Annotated in this window: 16 protein-coding genes and 1 pseudogene; 15 read left to right on the plus strand and 2 right to left on the minus strand. The window is 62.5% G+C overall.

Annotated features, from left to right (window positions below):
• Positions 1-121: 121 nt before the first annotated feature.
• From Q3C01_RS36640 to Q3C01_RS36670, 7 genes and pseudogenes are all read left to right on the plus strand, one after another.
• Positions 122-1,867 carry a putative 2-aminoethylphosphonate ABC transporter permease subunit gene (locus Q3C01_RS36640; RefSeq protein WP_458150151.1) on the plus strand — a complete coding sequence of 582 codons (1,746 nt, stop codon included), beginning with the start codon at positions 122-124 and terminating at the stop codon, positions 1,865-1,867.
• Positions 1,868-1,890: 23 nt separating this feature from the next.
• The gene (locus Q3C01_RS36645) at positions 1,891-2,562 is read left to right on the plus strand and encodes a LysR family transcriptional regulator (RefSeq protein WP_458150152.1); all 672 of its coding nucleotides are present in this window, start codon (positions 1,891-1,893) and stop codon (positions 2,560-2,562) included.
• Between the two features lie 165 nt (positions 2,563-2,727).
• Complete coding sequence (gene leuC, locus Q3C01_RS36650) at positions 2,728-4,119, plus strand: 3-isopropylmalate dehydratase large subunit (protein WP_458150192.1); 1,392 nt, start codon at positions 2,728-2,730, stop codon at positions 4,117-4,119.
• A 2-nt stretch (positions 4,120-4,121) separates the two neighbouring features.
• Positions 4,122-4,706, plus strand: coding sequence for a 3-isopropylmalate dehydratase small subunit (gene leuD, locus Q3C01_RS36655; protein ID WP_458150154.1), 585 nt, complete (start codon positions 4,122-4,124; stop codon positions 4,704-4,706).
• Positions 4,707-4,753: 47 nt separating this feature from the next.
• The gene (gene leuB, locus Q3C01_RS36660; protein ID WP_458150155.1) at positions 4,754-5,833 is read left to right on the plus strand and encodes a 3-isopropylmalate dehydrogenase; all 1,080 of its coding nucleotides are present in this window, start codon (positions 4,754-4,756) and stop codon (positions 5,831-5,833) included.
• Positions 5,834-5,944: 111 nt separating this feature from the next.
• Positions 5,945-6,913: a bifunctional Delta(1)-pyrroline-2-carboxylate/Delta(1)-piperideine-2-carboxylate reductase gene (gene lhpI, locus Q3C01_RS36665; RefSeq protein WP_458150156.1), complete on the plus strand. Its 969-nt coding sequence runs from the start codon at positions 5,945-5,947 to the stop codon at positions 6,911-6,913.
• Positions 6,914-6,949: 36 nt separating this feature from the next.
• Positions 6,950-7,213 (plus strand): annotated as a pseudogene (locus Q3C01_RS36670) (hypothetical protein); the annotation flags it as partial.
• On the opposite strand, the gene Q3C01_RS36675 reads toward Q3C01_RS36670, so the two are convergent.
• The gene (locus Q3C01_RS36675) at positions 7,200-8,207 is read right to left on the minus strand and encodes a GlxA family transcriptional regulator (protein WP_458150157.1); all 1,008 of its coding nucleotides are present in this window, start codon (positions 8,205-8,207) and stop codon (positions 7,200-7,202) included. The pseudogene Q3C01_RS36670 and the gene Q3C01_RS36675 sit on opposite strands and share 14 nt — an antisense overlap.
• A 76-nt stretch (positions 8,208-8,283) precedes the next feature.
• Here Q3C01_RS36675 and Q3C01_RS36680 point away from each other — a divergent pair, with 76 nt between their 5' ends.
• The 5 genes from Q3C01_RS36680 (at position 8,284) to purU (ending at position 14,365) form a co-directional block, all read left to right on the plus strand.
• Entirely contained in the window at positions 8,284-9,534 is a 1,251-nt protein-coding gene (locus Q3C01_RS36680) for a sarcosine oxidase subunit beta family protein (protein ID WP_458150158.1), read from the plus strand.
• Positions 9,535-9,554: 20 nt separating this feature from the next.
• A complete protein-coding gene (locus Q3C01_RS36685; protein ID WP_458150160.1) occupies positions 9,555-9,830 on the plus strand; it encodes a sarcosine oxidase subunit delta in 276 nt (91 codons plus the stop codon).
• Positions 9,827-12,811, plus strand: a complete 2,985-nt coding sequence (locus tag Q3C01_RS36690; protein ID WP_458150161.1) for a sarcosine oxidase subunit alpha family protein — start codon at positions 9,827-9,829, stop codon at positions 12,809-12,811. Before Q3C01_RS36685 ends, Q3C01_RS36690 begins: the two co-directional genes overlap by 4 nt.
• The gene (locus Q3C01_RS36695; RefSeq protein ID WP_458150162.1) at positions 12,804-13,424 is read left to right on the plus strand and encodes a sarcosine oxidase subunit gamma; all 621 of its coding nucleotides are present in this window, start codon (positions 12,804-12,806) and stop codon (positions 13,422-13,424) included. The genes Q3C01_RS36690 and Q3C01_RS36695 overlap by 8 nt, the downstream gene beginning before the upstream one ends.
• Positions 13,425-13,501: 77 nt before the next feature.
• Positions 13,502-14,365, plus strand: a complete 864-nt coding sequence (gene purU, locus Q3C01_RS36700; RefSeq protein WP_458150163.1) for a formyltetrahydrofolate deformylase — start codon at positions 13,502-13,504, stop codon at positions 14,363-14,365.
• Between the two features lie 41 nt (positions 14,366-14,406).
• On the opposite strand, the gene Q3C01_RS36705 is transcribed toward purU, so the two are convergent.
• A complete protein-coding gene (locus Q3C01_RS36705; protein ID WP_458150164.1) occupies positions 14,407-15,129 on the minus strand; it encodes a GntR family transcriptional regulator in 723 nt (240 codons plus the stop codon).
• Positions 15,130-15,232: 103 nt separating this feature from the next.
• Between Q3C01_RS36705 and Q3C01_RS36710 the strand changes: the two genes are divergently transcribed.
• The 3 genes from Q3C01_RS36710 to dapA are packed head-to-tail and all read left to right on the plus strand — an operon-like array spanning position 15,233 to position 19,907.
• On the plus strand, positions 15,233-17,248 hold the full coding sequence (locus Q3C01_RS36710; RefSeq protein WP_458150165.1) for a hydantoinase/oxoprolinase family protein: 2,016 nt from the start codon (positions 15,233-15,235) through the stop codon (positions 17,246-17,248).
• Positions 17,245-18,981: a hydantoinase B/oxoprolinase family protein gene (locus Q3C01_RS36715; protein ID WP_458150166.1), complete on the plus strand. Its 1,737-nt coding sequence runs from the start codon at positions 17,245-17,247 to the stop codon at positions 18,979-18,981. Before Q3C01_RS36710 ends, Q3C01_RS36715 begins: the two co-directional genes overlap by 4 nt.
• A complete protein-coding gene (gene dapA, locus Q3C01_RS36720) occupies positions 18,978-19,907 on the plus strand; it encodes a 4-hydroxy-tetrahydrodipicolinate synthase (protein ID WP_458150167.1) in 930 nt (309 codons plus the stop codon). Before Q3C01_RS36715 ends, dapA begins: the two co-directional genes overlap by 4 nt.
• Positions 19,908-20,025: the final 118 nt, after the last annotated feature.

The raw sequence follows: 20,025 nt of genomic DNA on the forward strand, positions 1-20,025 counted from the left end.
GGCGTGGAACTCACGGCGGAGGTTGCTGCCCGCCAGATGCGTGAACTCGCGATCGGGCCGGGAGCCGCAGTGTCGGTGGCGCTCGATCCCGCGTGCCTGCAAGTGCTACCGGTCGCCGCCGATGCGTGACGCCATCGCGGGAGACCGTCGGCGTCGGCCGCCCCTGCTTTCCGAGTCCGTGCTGCGGCTTATCCTGACAGCTATCTTGCTCTTGGTGTTGGTCGTGTTGGTGCTGTTGCCTGTTGGCGCCATCCTCGGCAAAAGTCTCGAGGATCAGAACGGCGCCTTTGTCGGCCTCGCCAATTTCCGGGACTACCTCGCCAATCCCTCGCTCACGCGCTCGATCGGCAACAGCCTGCTGCTCGGCCTGCTGACGACGGCGATTACGGCGTCGCTGGCTTTTCTCTACGCTTATGCGCTCTCGCGTAGCTGCATGCCCTTGAAGCCGTTGTTTCGCGGTATCGGGCTTCTGCCGATCCTCTCGCCCTCGCTGCTGCCGGCGATCGCGCTCACCTATCTTTTTGGCAACCAGGGCCTTCTCAAGGGTCTCCTCGGCGGCGGCTCGATTTATGGGCTGTCTGGTATCGTCTCGGCGCAGGTATTTTACTGTTTCCCGCACGCGCTGATGATCCTTGTCACAGCGCTCGCTCTCTCGGATGCGCGCCTCTACGAGGCGGCCGAGACGCTCGGCGCATCGCGCTCTCGCATGTTCCACACGATCACGCTGCCGGGCGCACGTTTCGGGTTGATCAGCGCCGTCTTCGTCGTCTTCACCATTGCCGTCACCGATTTCGGCGTGGCAAAGGTGATCGGCGGGCAGTTCAACGTCCTTTCGATCGACATCTACAAGCAGGTCATCGGCCAGCAGAACTTCCGCATGGGCGCCGTTGTCGGCGTGCTGCTGCTGTTGCCGGCGGTTCTGTCCTTCGGTGTCGACCTCTACGTCCGCCGCCGGCAAACATCGATGCTGGGGGCGCGTGCCGTCGTCCTGGTACCTACACCTCGCCGCGCCTTCGACCTCGCCATGCTGGCCGCTGCGAGCGTGATCGCGGCGTTCATCCTTTTGCTCGTCGGTACCGCCTCGTTCGCTTCCTTCGTGTCCTTCTGGCCCTACGATCTCAGCCTTACGTTGAAGAACTACGATTTCGCATCCTATGACGCCGCCGGCTGGTCGTCCTATGCCAACAGTCTGAAGATGGCGGCGCTGACTGCGCTGATCGGCACGGTCTGCGCCTTCGGTGGTGCCTATCTGGTCGAGAAGGGTCCGGGGCACGCGCTGCCACGCGCGCTTTACCGCGGCCTTGCGATGCTGCCGCTCGCCGTTCCGGGACTCGTGCTAGGCCTCGGCTACATCTTCTTCTTCAACAGCGCGGCGAACCCGCTGAATGGCGTCTATGGCGGCCTGTCGATCCTCGTGATGGCGTCGGTTGCGCATTATTATACCGTGCCGCATCTGATGGCAGTGACGGCGCTGAATCAGATCGACAATGAGATCGAGGAGGCGGCGGCGGCCCTTGGCGTTGCCTTCTGGCGAACCTTCGCGCGGGTCACGCTGCCGATCTGCACGTCGACGGTCATCGACATCGCGACCTATTTCTTCCTCAACGCCATGACCACGATCGGCGCGGTCGTCTTCCTCTATGCCCCCGCAACCAAGCTGGCCTCCGTCGCGGTGGTCGAGATGGACGACACAGGCGATACGGCCGCTGCTGCCGCTATGGCTTTGATGATCCTGCTGACGGCAGCGGCGGTAAAGCTCATCCAGTTGTTCCTGACCTCGGTGATCGTCGCTCGGACCCAGGCCTGGCGCCAGCGCGGCGAGGGAGACTTGATCGACGACGTTGGACATGCTTCATCGGTGGCTTGACAGTGCGAACCCCGGGACCCGCGATGCGGCAATACACGGGAGCTCCGGAGCCGATCCGGATCAATGTCAGCTCCCGCATCGACCTTCTGACGCTGAGGCTCTTCGTCGCAATCGTCGAGGAGCGCAGCATTGCGCGCGCTGCAGATCGCGAGGGTATTGCCGCCTCCGCCGTCAGCAAGCGCATCGGGGATCTCGAGCAGGCTCTGCGCACGGAGCTGCTGCTCCGCCATCGCCAGGGCATCGAGCCGACAGCCGCCGGTCAGGCGCTCTTCCAGCATGCGCGGCTCATCATGCGCAATCTGGCGGAGCTGGAGGCCGAGCTCGTTGATTTCTCGGCAGGCACACGCGGGCAGGTTCGGATCTGGGCAAATGAATCGACGCTATTCGGTTTCATCCCAGAGCAACTCGCGGGATTCGCGGAGCGCTATCCGCAGGTGCGTGTCGAACTGCAGTCCAATCTCAGCCCGATGAATATCCAGGCAGTCATGGACAACAGCGCCGACATCGGCATCTTCTCCGGTGATCTGCCCACCGGCGAACTCGTGGTTCATTCCTGTTTCAAAGACAGGCTCGTCGTAGTTGTGCCGGCCGGACACACTCTGGCAAAACGGGATGGTGTTGGTTTCGCCGAGTTAAGTACTGGGCGGTTCGCGAGCACAAGATTTGCGTGCGCAACGATGCCGAGATCCCGGTAGCGACTCGCCTGCTGCTTCGCCATCTGCTCGAGGCCGCTCAAGCATCGTGAGGCACGCCGCTCGCTTGGCGAACGACGACTTCCGCCCGCCGTTCCGGCTTTCTATCCCAAGGACGAAGCCGCTTCAGGCTTCGCTTGACTGGGAGCGTGCGTCGTGTCCGGGACGATGTTCGAGAAGATCTGGGACCGCCATACGGTCTACGAGCGGCCGGACGGGCAGACGCTGCTCTATATCGATCGGCACTATGTTGGCGACGATCTGCCGCTCGAGGCCTTCGAGACCTTGCGGCGCAAGGGGCTCAAGGTTCGCAGGCCCGATCTGACCTTCGCCATGCCGGATCACTATGTTTCGACCCGCGGCCGCAGCCTTGCCGATACGGTCGATGCCGAGCGCCGCGAACTGATCGAGGAACTCGTCCGCTTCACGGCGGAGAACGGGATCTTTCTTTTTTCACTCGACGATCCCAGGCAGGGCATCATCCATGTCGTTGGGCCAGAGCAGGGGCTGAGCCAGCCGGGCATGACGATCGTCTGCGGGGATAGCCACACGTCGACCCATGGCGCGCTCGGCGCGCTCGGCTTCGGCATTGGCGCCGCCGAGGTCAGCCATGTCTTCGCCACGCAGACGCTCTGGCAGCGCAAGCCGCGCACCATGCGCGTGACGGTGAGCGGTTCGCCCGGGCCGGGCGTGGTCGCCAAGGATGTCGTCATGGGCATCATCGCCCATATCGGCGTTGCGGGCGCGGCCGGCCATGTCATCGAATATGCCGGCAACACCATTCGCGGCCTCACAATGGAAGGCCGCATGACCCTGTGCAACATGTCGATTGAGGCCGGCGCGCGGGCCGGGATGGTGGCGCCCGACGCTGCGACCTTCGCCTATCTCAAGAGCCGCCCCTTCGTGCCGAAGGGAGCGCAATGGGAGAATATGGTCGCTCGCTGGACAGCGCTGGCAAGCGAGGCGGACGCGGTCTTCGATCACGAGGTCGCGCTCGAGGCCGCCGAGTTCGCGCCGATGGTCTCCTGGGGCACGAGCCCCGAAGATGCGGGGCCGATCACCGGCCGGGTGCCGGATCCTCGCGGTATCGTCGATCCTCAGAAGCGAGCCCGGATCGAGAAGGGCCTCGCCTATATGGGACTAGACGCCGGCACGGCTCTGGAAGGGCTGCCAGTCGACCGCGTCTTTATCGGCTCCTGCACCAATGGCCGCATCGAGGACCTGCGCATGGCCGCTTCCGTGCTGCAAGGGCGACGCACGGCGGTGCCGACGCTGGTCGTGCCCGGATCCGGGCAGGTGAAGGCGCAGGCCGAAGCTGAAGGGCTGGACCGCATCTTCCTCGACGCCGGCTGCGAGTGGCGCCATGCTGGCTGCTCGATGTGTCTCGCCATCAACGGCGACATGCTCGCTGAAGGCGAGCGTTGCGCTTCCACCACCAATCGCAACTTTGTCGGACGGCAGGGGCGGGGCTCCCGTACGCATCTCATGAGCCCGCCGATGGCTGCTGCCGCCGCCGTCGCCGGTCGCATCGTCGATGTCCGCGAACTGGGCGGAGCATGAGCATGGAGCCCTTTACCCGCATCACGGCCGTGGCCGCTCCCATTGAGGGAACCGATATTGACACGGACCAGATCCTCCCGGCCCGCTTCATGCACAAACGTCGCGTCGACTACGGACAGTACTGCTTTCACGACCAGCGCTTCGACTCCACTGGAAAGCCGCGCACCGAGTTCGTGCTCAACCAACCCGGCTTCCGGCAACCGGCGATTCTCGTGGGAGACCGCAATTTCGGCTGCGGCTCATCGCGCGAGCAGGCCGTCCACACGCTTGCCGATTTCGGTATCCGCAGCGTCATTGCCGTCAGTTTCGGTGACATCTTCCAGACCAACTGCCTCAAGAACGGCCTTCTGCCCATCAAGCTGCCGGAGGAGGCGGTGTGGGCGCTGCGCGCTAGCCTCGCGGCCTCTCCCGGCCGCTCGCTTACGGTCGATCTTGAAGCCGAGCTGGTGATCGAGGTCGACGGCACCGCGCACCCGTTCTCGGTCGATCCATTCGGCAGGACCTGTCTCCTCGCCGGGCTCGACGAGATCGACTACACGCTGACATTGCTGGGCCGGGTCAGCGATTTCGAGATCGAACGGGAGTGACGGCGCAGTCCGCTCCCGTCCTTTTCACTGGCACATCGGAGATATCCATGAAGGTTGCAGTCCTGCCCGGCGACGGCGTTGGGCCCGAAGTAACGCGTCAAGGCGTCAAGGTCCTGCGAGCCGTCGCGGAACATTATGGCCTCGCTATCGAACTGAAAGAAGCACTGATCGGAGGGTGCGCTTATGAAGCGCACGGTCACCCACTGCCGGCAGACACGCTCACGCTTGCGCGGGAAGCTGATGCCATCCTGTTCGGCGCCGAGGGCGGCTTCCAGTACGAGACGCTGCCGCGCGGCCTGCGTCCTGGCGACGCATTGCTGACGCTGCGCCGCGAACTCGATCTCTTCGCCAATTTCCGACCAGTCGTCACGTGGCCAGAACTCGCCGACGCCACGACATTCAAACCGGAGGTCGTCGACGGTGTAGATCTGACGATCCTGCGCGAGCTGACTAGTGATCTCTATTTTGGTGAGCCCCGCGGTATCGAGATTTTGCCCGGCGGTTCGCGCCGTGGCGTCAACACGATGAGCTATACGGAAGCCGAGATTCGCCGGATCGCTCATGCCGGCTTCCGCGCAGCTCGGGCTCGCCACGGGAAGCTCTGTTCAGTGGACAAGGCCAATGTGCTTGAGACGATGGAGCTCTGGCGGGAAATCGTGACCGATGTTGGCAGCGAGTATCCGGACGTTGAACTGAGCCACCTCTATATTGATGCAGCGGCGATGGCGCTGGTGCGCACGCCCAAGGCGTTCGACGTCATTGTCACCGCCAATCTGTTTGGTGACATTCTCTCCGACGAGGCGTCGATGCTCGTCGGGTCCATCGGTATGCTGCCCTCGGCCTCTCTCAACGCGTCCGGCAAGGGCTTGTTCGAGCCCGTACATGGTTGCGCTCCTGACATCGCTGGTAAGGACATCGCGAACCCGCTGGCGGCCATCCTTTCAGTCGCGATGATGTTGAGGCTGAGCTTTGGCCACGAGAATGCCGCTGCTGCCGTAGAAAGCGCAGTGCGCAAGACCTTGGCAGAGGGCTACCGCACATTCGACATTGCCTCATCCGGCGAAGCCGCAATTGGTACGGAGGAGATGGGTGACAGAGTGCTGCGCGCTTTTTCTGTTGGTTCGTAGCTGACCCGGACCGCGCCTGATTGAAATAGCGGCAGCGGCCGGCGCGGTATCCATCGGCCCGGCTTCCGTCGGACGGCTTGCCCGACCGCAGAATTGAAATACGAGGGAATCTTGCTGCGTTTTTTCTCCGCTGCCGAGGTCGAGGCCGGTCTCGACTATCCGCGACTGATCGATGCACTGTCCGAAACCTTTCGACGCGGCGGCGAGGCGATGCCGGTCCGGCAAAGCCATGAGGTCGGAGCGGCCGGCGCCCCTGGCCATCTGCTTCTGATGCCAGCCTGGCAGCGCGGAAAGGTGCTGGGCGTTAAACTCGTGACGGTCTTTCCCGGGAATGCTTCGCGTGGCCTCGGTGCGGTGTCCTCTCTCTATATTCTGCTCGATGGAGTGACCGGTCAGCCGTGCGCGATGATAGACGGCGAGACGTTGACCAATCGTCGTACGGCGGCTGCATCCGCGCTCGCATCGCGACATCTCTCTCGCGAAGACGCCGATACGCTGCTGGTTGTTGGGACTGGCCGCGTTGCCGCGTGCCTGCCGGCTGCGCATCGGGTCGTGCGGCCGATCAGGCGGGTGCTTGTCTGGGGTCGAAACCCGGAGCGAGCTTCGACACTTGCAGCAGAATTCTCCCGTCAAGGATTCGAGGCGCAGGGTGTCGCCGATCTGTCGGGGGCGGTAGCCCAGGCGGATATCGTTAGCTGCGCCACGACATCGACCCAGCCACTGGTCATGGGCCAAGATCTGAAGGGCGGAACTCATCTCGACCTCGTCGGTTCATTTACGCCAAAAATGCGCGAGACTGATGATGAGGCCGTCTGCCGTAGCCGCGTTTTTGTCGACACCTGTGGCGGCGCACTGGCCGAGGCTGGTGATCTCCTCCAGCCCATCTCGGCCGGCTGCTGGCAAGCTCATCAGGTCTGTGGCGACCTTCACGAGCTAACTCGTGGGGCCCGGCCTGGCCGTATCGACAAGGAAGAGATCACACTCTTCAAGTCGGTCGGGACGGCGATCGAAGACCTTGCGGCCGCATCGCTCCTTGTTGGTATCCCCCCTGATGATCCGCCGCAGCGCCTCTGGTGCTGATCGAAGCCGAGCTCGCACGCCTCGCTTCATTCGACCGGCACTTCCAAACTTGTCGGGGACGTTGCGTTCGCCGAAGCCAGCAAACGTGCCAGCCACATAACGCCCGTGCCAGGCGGCGTTGGCCCGATGACCGTCGCCTACTTGCTCGCGAACACGATTGCTGCAGCAGTTTCTCGTCGAGGATTGTCGCTGGCTGTGAACCCCGACGGTTACCAGGACCGGTCCTCGCCGAAGGTCGGCCTTGAGCGCAAGATGTTGCAGGCGGATCTGGAGTGCGATTTGCGCGTCACCGGCGCCTGACGGGTTCTTCGCGCAGCCGCTCAGTGCGTGGTGCTTGGCCGAAGCGCGCACGATAAGTGCGAGAAAAATGACTCGCGCTGGTAAAGCCGCAGGCCATTGCGATCTCAAGTACAGAAAGACTGGTTTGCCGGACCAGATCGCGAGCGCGATCGAGCCTTAAGGCAAGATAGTGCTCGCCTAGCGAGCAACCAAGATGCTGGCGGAAAAGTCGTTCGAGGTGTCGAAGCGATACGTCGGCAAGGCGTGCTAATTCCTGTCGCTGCACCGGATTTTCGATGGTTTGCTCCATCCGGCCGATCACGCGCAGCAGCGGCGCGTGCGCGATGCCAAGGCGTTCTCGCAATGGCATTCGCTGAGGGCCGGTCCCTTCGCGAACATGCGTCTGCAGGAACCATTCGCTAACCGCCACCGCCAATTCACTCCCGTGCTCGCGAGCAATGACTGCATGCATCATATCGAGTGGCGCGGTGCCTCCGCTTGACGTCAAGCGATCACGGTCGATCTCGTAGAGTGAGCGTCGCAGATCGAGTTCTGGATAGTCTTCGACGAACGCGGGTGCATGCTCCCAATGAATGGTGAAGCGGTAGCCGGTCAGTACCTTAGCTCGTGCGAGAATGTAGGGCCCGCCTGATACCCCACCTATCGTGACGCCGCGCCGGGCGAGCTGCCTCAGCCAAGCGAAGGTCGGGGCATGTCGGAACAGAGCTGGGTTGCCGCCAGCGCAGACGAAGACGTGGTCGAAATGCTCGTTCGTCCCGACGCGATATTCCGTGTGGATCCGCACGCCATTCGAGGCTGCCGCCGGTTCACCGTCGATTGAGATATGGCTCCAGCGATAGAGCGGGCGGCCCGACAGGCGATTTGCCGCACGCAGCGGTTCAATGACTGACACATAGGGCAACATGGCGAATTCGGGGATGAGCAGGAAGCCGACATGAGCCGTCGGCTGCTGACGGGTGTCGCTTTCAGGCAATCGTGAGTCGCTGGCGGTCATGCCGCCGAGACTATGTCGTTCAATCTGTATCGGACAAGCGGGACTTCCGCTTGCCGCCACCATTTCGGACCCGCCGATGCGCTATTCCGTCTTCTCTCTCATCGCCCAGACCTTCAAGGGCCATAGCGGCTGGCAGCCGACCTGGCGCGACGCTGCGCCGAAACCCGAATACGACGTGTTGATTGTCGGCGGAGGTGGCCATGGTCTCGCAACTGCGCATTATCTCGCCAGCCGATACGGCATCAGCAATGTAGCGGTGGTCGAGAAGGGATATATTGGCTCGGGCAACGTCGGTCGCAATACGACAATTATCCGCTCGAACTATCTCCTGCCTGGAAACACTCCTTTTTACGAATTGTCGATGAAGCTCTGGGAGGGGCTTGAGCAGGACCTGAACTACAACGCGATGGTCAGCCAGCGCGGCGTTCTCAATCTCTTTCATTCGGACGCTCAGCGTGACGCCTTCGCTCGCCGTGGCAACGCGATGCGCCTCGCTGGGGTCGACGCCGAGCTCCTTGATCGCGCACAGGTGCGCGCAATGGTGCCCTTCCTCGACTACGAAACAGGCCGCTTTCCTATCCGAGGCGGGCTGTTGCAGAGGCGTGGAGGTACTGCACGCCACGATGCGGTTGCCTGGGGCTACGCGCGCGCTGCTGACAACCGTGGCGTCGACATCGTGCAGAATTGCGAGGTGACCGGTTTGACCATCTCGGATGGCCGCATTCTCGGTGCTGAGACAACGCGCGGTCCGATCAAGGCCAAGAAGGTCGCGCTCTCTGTGGCAGGCAATTCTTCCCGCTTGGCCGCAATGGCGGGGATGCGGCTGCCGATCGAAAGCCACGTGCTGCAAGCCTTCGTCTCCGAGGGGCTCAAGCCGTTGATCGACTGTGTGGTGACCTTCGGCGCCGGCCATCTCTACATCAGCCAGTCGGATAAGGGCGGTCTCGTCTTCGGCGGCGATATCGATGGTTACAATTCCTACGCCCAGCGCGGCAATCTCCCGGTGATCGAGGATGTGATGGAAGCCGCCATGGGCCTTTGGCCGGGCTTGGGTCGGGTGCGGCTGTTGCGCCACTGGGGCGGCATCATGGACATGTCGATGGACGGCTCCCCGATCATCGATCAGACGCCGGTTCAGGGGCTCTACCTCAATGCCGGCTGGTGCTACGGCGGCTTCAAGGCGACACCGGCCTCCGGCTTCTGCTTCGCCCATCTCATCGCGAAGGACGAGCCGCACCCCGTCGCTGCGGCTTACAGGCTCGATCGTTTCGCCACCGGTCGCCTGATCGACGAAAAGGGCGCCGGCGCGCAGCCGAACCTGCACTGACGGATTTTGAAGGATACCCGATGCGCATTTCCTGCCCCCATTGTGGCGCGCGCGACGTCCAGGAATTTACCTATCAGGGCGATGCCGGTCCGCAGCGCCCTGATGGCCTGGCCGCTACGGACGCCGCGATGTTCGACTACGTCTACCTGCGTGACAACCCGCGCGGCCTCCATGAGGAGCTCTGGTATCACGGCGGCGGCTGCCACGCTTGGCTCGTCGTGCGCCGTGACACGTATACCCATGCTATCGCCTCGGTGCTGCCGGCCAAAGGCCGCAAGACCGGAGTGGAAGCATGAGCAAGCAGCTCTTCCGCCTCACCGGCGAGAGCCTCGTCGATCGCAACAGGTCAATCTCCTTTCGGTTCGATGGCAAACGCTACGAGGGGCATGTCGGCGACACACTGGCCTCGGCACTGCTCGCCAACGGCGTGCGCCTCGTCGGCCGTTCTTTCAAATATCATCGGCCTCGCGGTATCCTTTCGGCGGGCCCCGAGGAGCCGAACGCGCTGGTCGAGCTGCGCACCGGCACGCGCCGCGAGCCAAATACCAGGGCGACGACGGTTGAGCTGTTCGACGATCTTGAGGCGATGAGCCAGAACCGCTGGCCCTCGCTCGCCTTTGATTTGCTGTCGGTCAACAGCCTGGCCTCGCCAGCTTTCGTTGCCGGCTTCTACTACAAGACCTTCATGTGGCCGGCGGCGTTCTGGGAGAAGCTCTACGAGCCGTTGATCCGCCGCGCGGCAGGACTTGGGCGCGCAGCTGGAGTGGATGACCCCGATCACTATGAGAAAGCCTTCGCTTTCTGCGACGTTCTGGTGATCGGTGGTGGGCCGGCAGGCCTAACCGCGGCCCTCGCGGCCGGCCGCAGTGGCGCGCGCGTCATCCTCTGTGATGAAGACTTTCGGCTTGGCGGCCGCTTGCTCGCCGAACGGCGCGAGATCGGCGGACGTCCGGCTGCCGAATGGCTCGCCGCTACGCTGGCCGAGCTCTCCAGCCTGCCTGAAGTGCGCATCATGCCGCGCACCGGTGTGTTCGGGCTCTATGACCATGGCATCTACGGCGCTGTCGAACGTGTCAACGACCACGTCGCCGTGCCGCCAGCGCATCAGCCGCGTCAGCGCAGTTGGCGAATCTACGCGAAACGCGCGATCCTGGCCTCCGGTGCGCTCGAACGACCGATCGTCTTTCCCGACAACGACCGGCCGGGCATTATGCTCGCCGGTGCCGTACGCGCCTACATCAATCGCTTCGGCGTATTGCCCGGCCGAGAGGCGGTCGTTTTCACTGCCGGCGACGAAGGCTGGGCCACGGTGCGCGATCTTGCCGCGGCCGGCGCTCGCCTCGCCGCGATCGTCGATTCCCGCAGCGAGACCGATCCGGCGCTCAAAGAACTCGCCCAGCGTTTTGGTGCGCCCCTATTTGCGGGCGGCGCTGTCGAGGCGACGCTAGGTGGTCGCGAGCTGCGTGGCGTCGCCATCCGCGACGCCTCCGGCAAACGGACCTCGTTGGCCTGCGACCTGCTTGCGGTCTCCAATGGTTGGAACCCGACGCTTCACCTCACCTCGCACCAGAACGGCAGACCAGTCTGGAACGAGGCAGCCCAGGCCTTCGTGCCTGGAGCCTTGCCGCCGGGACTCACTGTCGCCGGCAGCGCCGCCGGTCGTTTTACGCTCGCTGAAGCCCTTGGGGATGGGGCACGGCTTGGCCGGGAGGCAGTGGCAGAGATCGGCTTCGCGCCGGCAGCAGCAGCTGCGGCTCTCGTCACTGATCCGGAGATGAATGGTCTGAAGCCCATCTGGCGCGTGACGGGCGGCAAGGGCAAGGCCTTCGTCGATTTACAGAACGACGTCACCGACCAGGACGTCGAGATCGCAGCCCGCGAGGGCTTCCGCTCGGTCGAACATCTCAAGCGCTACACCACGCTCGGCATGGCGACCGACCAGGGCAAGACATCAAATCTCGTCGGCCTTGCAATCATGGCCGAGCAGACGGGCAGGGCGATCCATCAAACCGGCACGACGACATTCCGCCCGCCCTACACGCCGGTCGCAATCGGCGCGCTTGCCGGCCACCATCGCGGCAAGGACTTCCGGCCGACGCGCCTGGCGCCGACCCATGAATGGTCGCGCGAGCAGGGGGCTGTCTTCGTCGAAACCGGCCAGTGGCTGCGCGCACAATTCTATCCGAAGGCGGACGAGAAGGATTGGCTGACTACGGTGAATCGCGAAGTGCTCGCCGTGCGCCACGGTGTTGGCATCTGCGATGTCTCGACGCTCGGCAAGATCGATATTCAAGGCGTGGATGCCGCCGAATTCCTCGAACGGATCTATATCAATACATGGAAAGCGCTTCCCGTCGGCAAGGCGCGCTACGGGCTGATGCTGCGTGAGGATGGCTTCGTCATGGACGACGGCACCACCTCCCGCCTCGGGGAGAATCACTTCCTGATGACAACCACGACCGCCAATGCTGGAAAGGTGATGCAGCATCTCGAATTCTGCCATCAGGTGCTCTGGCCGGGGCTCGACGTGCGGATGGTCTCGGTCTCCGAGCAATGGGCACAGGTGGCGATCGCTGGACCGAAATCGCGCGAAGTCCTGCGCGGTGTGGTCGATCCGGAGTACGACATCTCGAACGAGGCCTTCCCCTATCTCGCAGCCCGTGTGGTTACGGTTGGCGGCGGCGTGCCAGCGCGGCTCTTCCGGATCTCATTCTCGGGCGAGTTGGCCTATGAGCTTGCGATGCCGGCTGACTACGGTGACGCGATGATGCGCGCGCTGATGGCAGTGGGCGGGCCGCATGCTGTAACGCCGTATGGTACCGAAGCGCTTGGTGTCATGCGCGTTGAAAAGGGGCACGTTGCCGGTAACGAGCTCAATGGTCAAACCACGGCGCGCGATCTGGGCCTCGGAAAGATGATGTCGTCCAAGAAGGACTTTATCGGCCGGCTTATGGCAAAGCGGGAGGCACTCGTAGAGGCCGATCGCCCGAGCCTGGTCGGCTTCCGCCCGGTCGATTCCAGCCAGCGGCTGCGGGCCGGGGCGCACTTCATCGGCATCGGACGTTCGGCGAACACGGAGAACGATGAGGGCTACATGACCTCCGTCGCCTATTCGCCGAACCTGAAGCATTGGATCGGTCTTGGCTTCCTCAAGAACGGCCCGGCTCGCGTCGGCGAGCGCATCCGCGCCGTCGATCCGGTTCGCAGCGGCGATATTGAGGTTGAGATTTGCTCACCCGTCTTTCTCGATCCCGAAGGAGACCGTCTCCATGGCTGAGCCAGCGACATCCACCTGGCGCCCTCGTGACGCCTGGTCCGGCATTGCCGAGGCCGGCCAGATCGGTGCAACCGAAAAGCCTGGCGTGACCGCATTGGCCTTGGCCAACATGGGCTTTGCGACCTTGATCGCTGTGCCTGGTCCAGCCGACCTGGCGCGCGCGACCAAGGGGCTGATCGGTCTCGCTCTGCCACGAACGCCTTCCGCGGTGTGGTCGAGCACTCATGGATTGATCTGGGCAGGGCCGGGTCAATGGTTGCTAGTGGCGCGACATCGACAGGGTTTTCCTGATCTTCTTGCTTCGCTTTCAGTGGATGCGGTGGTGATGGACCAAAGTCACGCCCGTGCGGTGCTGCGCGTCTCCGGCGGGCGAGCCCGTGAGGTGCTCGCGAAGGGTTCAATGGTCGACCTTCACCCTTCCGTTTTCCCTGTCGGCGCGACTGCTCTGACGAGCGTTGCGCATGTCGGTGTGCAGTTGTGGCGAGGCGACGATGGACCGGAAGGTGCCGTCTTCGAGATCCTTGTTGCACGCAGCATGGCCGGCAGCTTCTGGTCTTGGTTCACCGCTTCGGCCGCCGAGTTCGGCTGCCAAGTCGTGATCGGCGGAGGTTGATCCAGTCCGTCCGCCGCTCTTCGCACGATCTCCCTTCAGAACTGTCGATGAGAGGGCCGCCGCCGGCGGTAACCGATATGCCTGATCGTTCCATGATTCTCGTTTTATCCTGTCCCGACCGTCCGGGTATCGTCTCGGCGGTCTCGACAATTCTGTTCGAGGCGGGGTGCAACGTCCTTGACGCCCAGCAATTCGACGATACCGAGACCAAGCAATTCTTCATGCGAGTCGTCTTCGATCGCCTCGACGAGGCGAAGTCGCAGACTGAGATCGCCGCCTCGATCGATGACCTCGCCAAGCGCTTTGCCATGACATTCCGCCTGCGGGAGCGTTCCGCAAGGAAGCGGGTGATGCTGCTGGTTTCCAAGTTCGATCATTGTCTGGCGGATCTGCTCTATCGCTGGCGCATTGGTGAGCTGCCGATGGAGGTCACCGCGATCGTCTCCAATCATGGCCGAGAGCATCTTGCTTCGAACGATCTCGATGGCCTGCCGTTCCATCATCTGCCCGTCACGAAACAGACCAAGATGGAGCAGGAGGCGCAGATCTGGGATCTTGTGCAGAAAACCAATACGGATCTCGTTGTGCTTGCACGCTACATGCAGATTCTATCTGACGGGTTTTCGGCCAAACTGATAGGGCGCTGCATCAACATTCATCACTCTTTCCTGCCGGGTTTCAAGGGCGCCAAGCCTTACCACCAGGCGCATGAGCGAGGCGTCAAGCTGATCGGTGCGACGGCGCACTATGTCACCTCCGACCTCGACGAGGGACCAATCATCGAGCAGGATGTCGAACGGATCTCGCATCGCGACGCGCCGGACGATCTCGTTCGTAAGGGACGCGATATCGAACGGCGGGTGCTCGCCCGAGCCGTGCGGCACCACCTCGAGGATCGTGTGATGCTAAACGGCAAGAAGTCGGTTGTCTTTACAGGCTGACCAGGGTCGGCTCGGCAAGTTGTTCGCGCCTTGGTCCGCTCTCAAAGGTCTGCCAGATCGACGGTGCCCTGTATGTTCGACGGACCGAGAAGCTGGCGCGCTACACGATCCTTGAATAGGTCCGAGTGCCTGGCAGCAACGTTGTCTGCCTCATCGGGCTTCCGCTGTTCGATGGCTGCAAAAAGATCGCGATGATCCACGACGATCCGTGAGATATGTGCTTCGAGCTGGTCGATCGTGTTGTCTCCCGCCTCGAAGCACTGGCGTGAAAGCCTCATCGCCTCGAGCAGGATGTCCGAATACGTTCGCTCCAGGAACGCGGAATCGGCGGCCCGCGCGATCTCTCTATGAAAGCGAAAGTTGGCTTCGTTCATGATCACATCCGTGCCTTCGCGAACACTCTTTTCAAACGCGAGCATCTCGGTTCGGATCTTCTCGAGCTGGGCAGGAGTTCGTCGGATCGCCGCAAGGCGGTGCAGGGATCGCGAAAGCAGACGGTTTGCCTCGAAGAACGGGCGCAGTTGACCGACCTCAAAGGAGGAGACCCGAATTTGCCGGCCGTCGCGGCGCAGCAGCCCCTCCGAGACGAGCCTGATGACCGCTTCTCGGACCGGCGTGCGCGAAACACCGAGCTCGCTGACGATCCGCGCTTCATCAAAAATCGAACCCGGAATCAGTTCTAGAGACAGGATCCGCTGACGCAGATCTTCGTAAACTCGGTCACCATCACGGACCGCAGCGTCGGATCCAACCGCCAGACCCATCAAAACCTCCTGCTGCTTCGAATCCTCGCCGGATGCTCGAAGCTACACTGGATTGACAATGTGTCCAACTTGGATATTTAATGTATCCAAATGAGGAGGCGGCATGAGCTGGACTGTCGGAGTGGATGTCGGCGGAACCTTCACCGACTTTTACGTGCTGAACTCATCGACCGGGGACGTCTTGGTCCACAAGCGCCCATCCACTCCTGATGATCCATCCCGCGCCATCCTCTCTGGCCTCGCCGAACTGGCGGAAGCTTGCGGTCTCGGCGCCGCCTCGCGATTTGCGCATGGCACAACGGTCGCGACGAATGCGTTGATCGAGCGCAGCGGCGGCAACGTCGCGGTGATCACCACCAAGGGTTTTCGCGATTTGCTGGAGATCGGGCGGCAGGTTCGTCCGAAGATCTACGACCTCAAGGCCGACGCTCCGTCGCCCGTTGTGCCGAGACAGAATCGTTTTGAGATCACGGAGCGAATAGGTCCGCTCGGGGAGGTCGTGACGGAGCTCTCCGATGCTGAGATCGATGCTGCGGTCGAGCGAGTCGCTGCCAGCGGCGCGGAATGCTGTGCAGTCTGTCTATTGTTCTCGTTTCTGAACCCTGCGCACGAGCAGCGCATCGGCGCAGCCTTGCGCAGACGGTTGCCGGAGCTGCACGTGTCGTTGTCGTGCGAGGTGCAGCCCGAGTTCCGCGAATATGAGCGGTTTTCTACAACGGTGCTCAACGCCTATCTCCAGCCAAAGGTCACTCGTTACATGGCGCGCTTGGCCGCGGCTCTCGAAAGCCGTGCAGCCGGTGCCGCGATCGGCATCAGCCAGTCCGCGGGCGGCTTGATGGCGATCGATAGGGCGGGGCAGTTGCCAATTCGTACGGCGCTATCAGGACCTGCTGCGGGCGTAGTCGGTGCAGTTGCGGTTGCGGGGCGTTCGGGCGAGAGCGACCTGATCACCCTCGATATCGGAGGAACAAGCACCGACGTATGCCTGATCGAAAACGGCGCTGCAGCCATGACCTATGGCCGCGATATCGCCGAGTTTCCAGTTCGGTTGCCTTCCATCGACATCAACACTGTCGGTGCCGGTGGCGGCTCCATTGCACATGTCGGCGCGGACGGGTTGCTCAAAGTTGGCCCCGAAAGTGCCGGCGCAGTCCCCGGACCTGCCTGCTATGGCCGTGGTGGCGCGCTACCGACGGTGTCGGATGCAAACGTCTATTTGGGACGCCTTCCGACTGCTTTGGTCGGCGGCGGCATGACCCTTGATCGTGTCGCAGCGGAGCGGGCGATTGCTCCGCTGGCGGCGCAGCTCGGGCTCGCCCTGCCGGAGACGGCGCTCGGCATCGTCCGAATCTGCGTCTCGAATATGGTCCGTGCCATCCGCGCGATCTCAGTCGAGCGCGGCTACGATCCCCGCGACTTCACGTTGATGCCGTTCGGCGGAGCTGGAGGGCTGCACGCCGCTGACGTGGCTGAGGAACTATCGATCCGGAAAATCCTCGTGCCGCTCTCACCGGGCATCCTTTGTGCGGAGGGCGTAGCAATGTCCGACGTGCAGGAGAGCTTCGTTGCGACATGTCGCGTCAATCTGGACGGTGATTTGTCTCCCATTGTCGAAGTCATCAAACGCCTGACCGACCAGGCTAAGACGTGGAGCAATGGCGCGAAGGGGCTTGTTCTCAATACGTCTCTCGACATGCGTCATGTTGGCCAGAACTATGAACTCTCGGTGCAACTCGACGAAAGTGACCGTCTGCCGGAGGTTGGCAAGTTGCGAGAGCGCTTTTTGGCCACCCATCAATCAAAATACGGCCACAGCGATCCGGCAGCGGCCATCGAGCTCGTCAATGTTCGTTTGAAGGCGCGCGTCGTGCAGGAACGCGAAGGTGATCCCCGGCTACGTCAGGCGGTGGCGGACGCTGGGCGGACGTCGGTCACTGCCTGGTTTGACAAGTCAGGACCGGTCGAAACCACCGTGGTGCATCGATCCAAATTGGATCCTGGCGAGGTGCTGCAGGGACCGGCAATCGTTACCCAGTTCGACTCCACGACCGTCGTGCCGCCGCGCTGGTCCGCCCGTGTGGACGACGCGCGCAATATTATCATGGAGTTTCATCCGTGACCGAGACCAATCTCGATCCGATCACCCTGGAGATCTTGTGGAACGGGCTGCGTTCGACAACGGATGAGTGCTTCCTGACCATCCAGCGGTCTGCATTCTCAACCAACATCAAGGAGCGTCACGATCATTCGGTGGCGATCCTTGATGCAGATGGTCGCCTTATCGTGCAGGCGGAAAACGCATTGCCGATCCACCTTGCCTCGATGAGCGGTCTCGTCGAGATCCTCCAGGCGCGGTTCGTCGGAGATATTCGGCCTGGTGACATTTTCGTCGGAAATGACCCACATGTTGCCGGTGGCACGCATCTGCCCGACATCAATCTCGCCGCGCCGGTCTTTGTGGACGATAAGCTTGTCGCCTTCGTCTGCAACATCGCGCATCACGCCGACGTAGGTGGTGCAGCGCGAGGGTCGATGTCCGGTGGCCTGACCGAGATCTATCAGGAAGGTCTCCGCATTCCGGTCGTTCGGCTCTGTAGCGCGGGAGAGCTGGTTCGCGATATCTTCGATCTCCTTCTTCTGAACATGCGCCTGCCGACGGAGCGAAAGGGCGATCTCAATGCGCAGATCGCGGCGTGCCGGCTGGGCGTCGAGCGTCTTCACGATCTCTATGGTCGCTACGGGCTCGGAAAGATGGAGACCGCGTTCGACGAAATCATCGAGCGCAGCCGCGCTCGGATGCGCTCTGCAATTGGGGCGCTGCCCGACGGCGAGTGGTCGAGCGCGGACATGATGGATGACGACGGTGCCGGTCAATCCGACGTCGTCATCGCCCTGACGGTCCGCAAGCGCGGGACGGAGGCTGTCTTCGATTTCACGGGGTCGGCTCGGCAGGTCGCCGGCAACATCAATCTTACCCTCAACGCCGTGCGATCTTCTGTCTGCTACGCCCTGAAGGCGTTGCTCGACCCTTCGATGCCCAACAACGAGGGTGTTGTGCAGTCTTTCGAAATCGTGGCGCCCCAGGGCACCATCGTGAACTGTGTTGCGCCCGCCGCGGTCGCCTTGCGTGCCAATACTTGTCAGCGCGTGATTGACGTCGTGCTTGGTGCACTTGCCTCCGTATTGCCGGAGCGCGTGATTGGATGCGCCAATGGCGCGAATACCAGCATGGTTTTCGCCGGCACGGACCCGCAGACCGGACAGCCTTACGTCTATCTTGAAACGCTCGGCGGCGGCATGGGCGCGCGGAACGATCGGGACGGCAAGGATGGCGTGCAAGTCCACATCACAAACACCTCGAACCTGCCGGTCGAGGCAATCGAGATGGAATATCCGTTGCGCGTCGAAGAATATGGTCTTGTCGTCGACTCCGGCGGTGCTGGGACCTACCGTGGCGGTCTCGGCCTGCGTCGGGTCGTTCGGCCGGTCGGTCATACCTGCGAGTTTTCGGGCGTAGGTGAACGTTTCCGCCACGCACCAGGGGGGATCTTCGGAGGCGAGCCTGGTCGACCCGGCCGGTTCCAACTGCATCGGACTGATGGTCGCGTCGAAGCGCTTCCGCCCAAGCTCACAGGCATGAAGCTCACGCCCGAGACGGCGGTCTCCGTCGAGACGCCGGGCGCAGGCGGCTATGGCCCTGCAAGCGATCGCTCGCCGACGTCGATTGCCGAGGATGCCGCCGCTGGAAAGTACTCCGTGTCGTTCATCGAGCGTCACTATCAGAGCGCCAGTAAGAGTGATCAAGTGGGCGACTCGCAACGCTTTGTCCCAACTGTGGAGACCACGGCGTGAAGACGGCAACAACCGCCTACCAAGGGATTATCACCGCGACTCCGACGCCCGTGGCGGCGTCGGGAGATATCGACAACCCGGCGGTTCGTAAACTTGCCGAGCATCTTGTCTCGGAAGGCGCCGATGGCCTCGCTCCCGTTGGGGGGACAGGCGAATATGTGTCGCTCACCCCCAAACAGCGACGACAGATGGTGGATGCGACGCTCGAAGCGGTCGGCGGTCGCGTGCCGGTGATTCCGGGCGTGTTGTCACCGGGCTTTGGCGAGACGCTGATCACCTGCCGCGAATTTGTCGAGGCCGGCGCTAGCGCCTTGCTCGTGGTGACACCCTACTATGCGCGGCCCACGCAGAACGGAATCGTCGACTACTTCAAGAAGCTGTCGGACGCCGTCGATGCTGACCTGATGCTCTATGAGATCCCGTACCGAACGGGCATTTCATTGACGCCTGAGACAGTGGACGCGTTGGCACGGCAAACTCGCGTCGTCGCCATGAAGGCCTGCAACCAGGATCTCTCGGTCCAGCTGCGAGCGATGGAGCTCGCTGGCGCTGAGATGTCCATTCTCACCGGCGAGGAAAATGTCTTCCCGCTTCACATCGCCATGGGCGCACGCGGCGGTCTGCTGGCAACCTCGTGCCTGTTTCCGCGGATTTGGGCCGAATTGTATCGCCTCGCTTCCGCGGGAAAGTTCGATCAGGCGAAGACCTTGCATGCGGAGCTCATGCCAACCGTCAACCTGCTCTATCGGGAACACAATCCAGGACCGCTCAAGGCCGCACTGGCCATGTCCGGTTTCCCCTCAGGAGAGACGCTCACGCCGCTTCTGCCGGTGAGCGAGGAAACACGACAATTATTGGCGAAGGCGCTTCCAGTTACCTTGGAGCGAGAAAGAGGCTTGCCGAATTTCAAGTCCACTGCCGCCTGAAGCTTTTCACGATGGGAATTTAGAGGAGGATCTCATGTCTGAGTGCAATGGGAGGTCAAGTGTAATTCGGCTGTCGCGGCGTCACTTGCTCAGGAGTATCGGTGGAGGCGCCGCACTG

This window comes from Bradyrhizobium sp. UFLA05-109 (assembly GCF_054185165.1).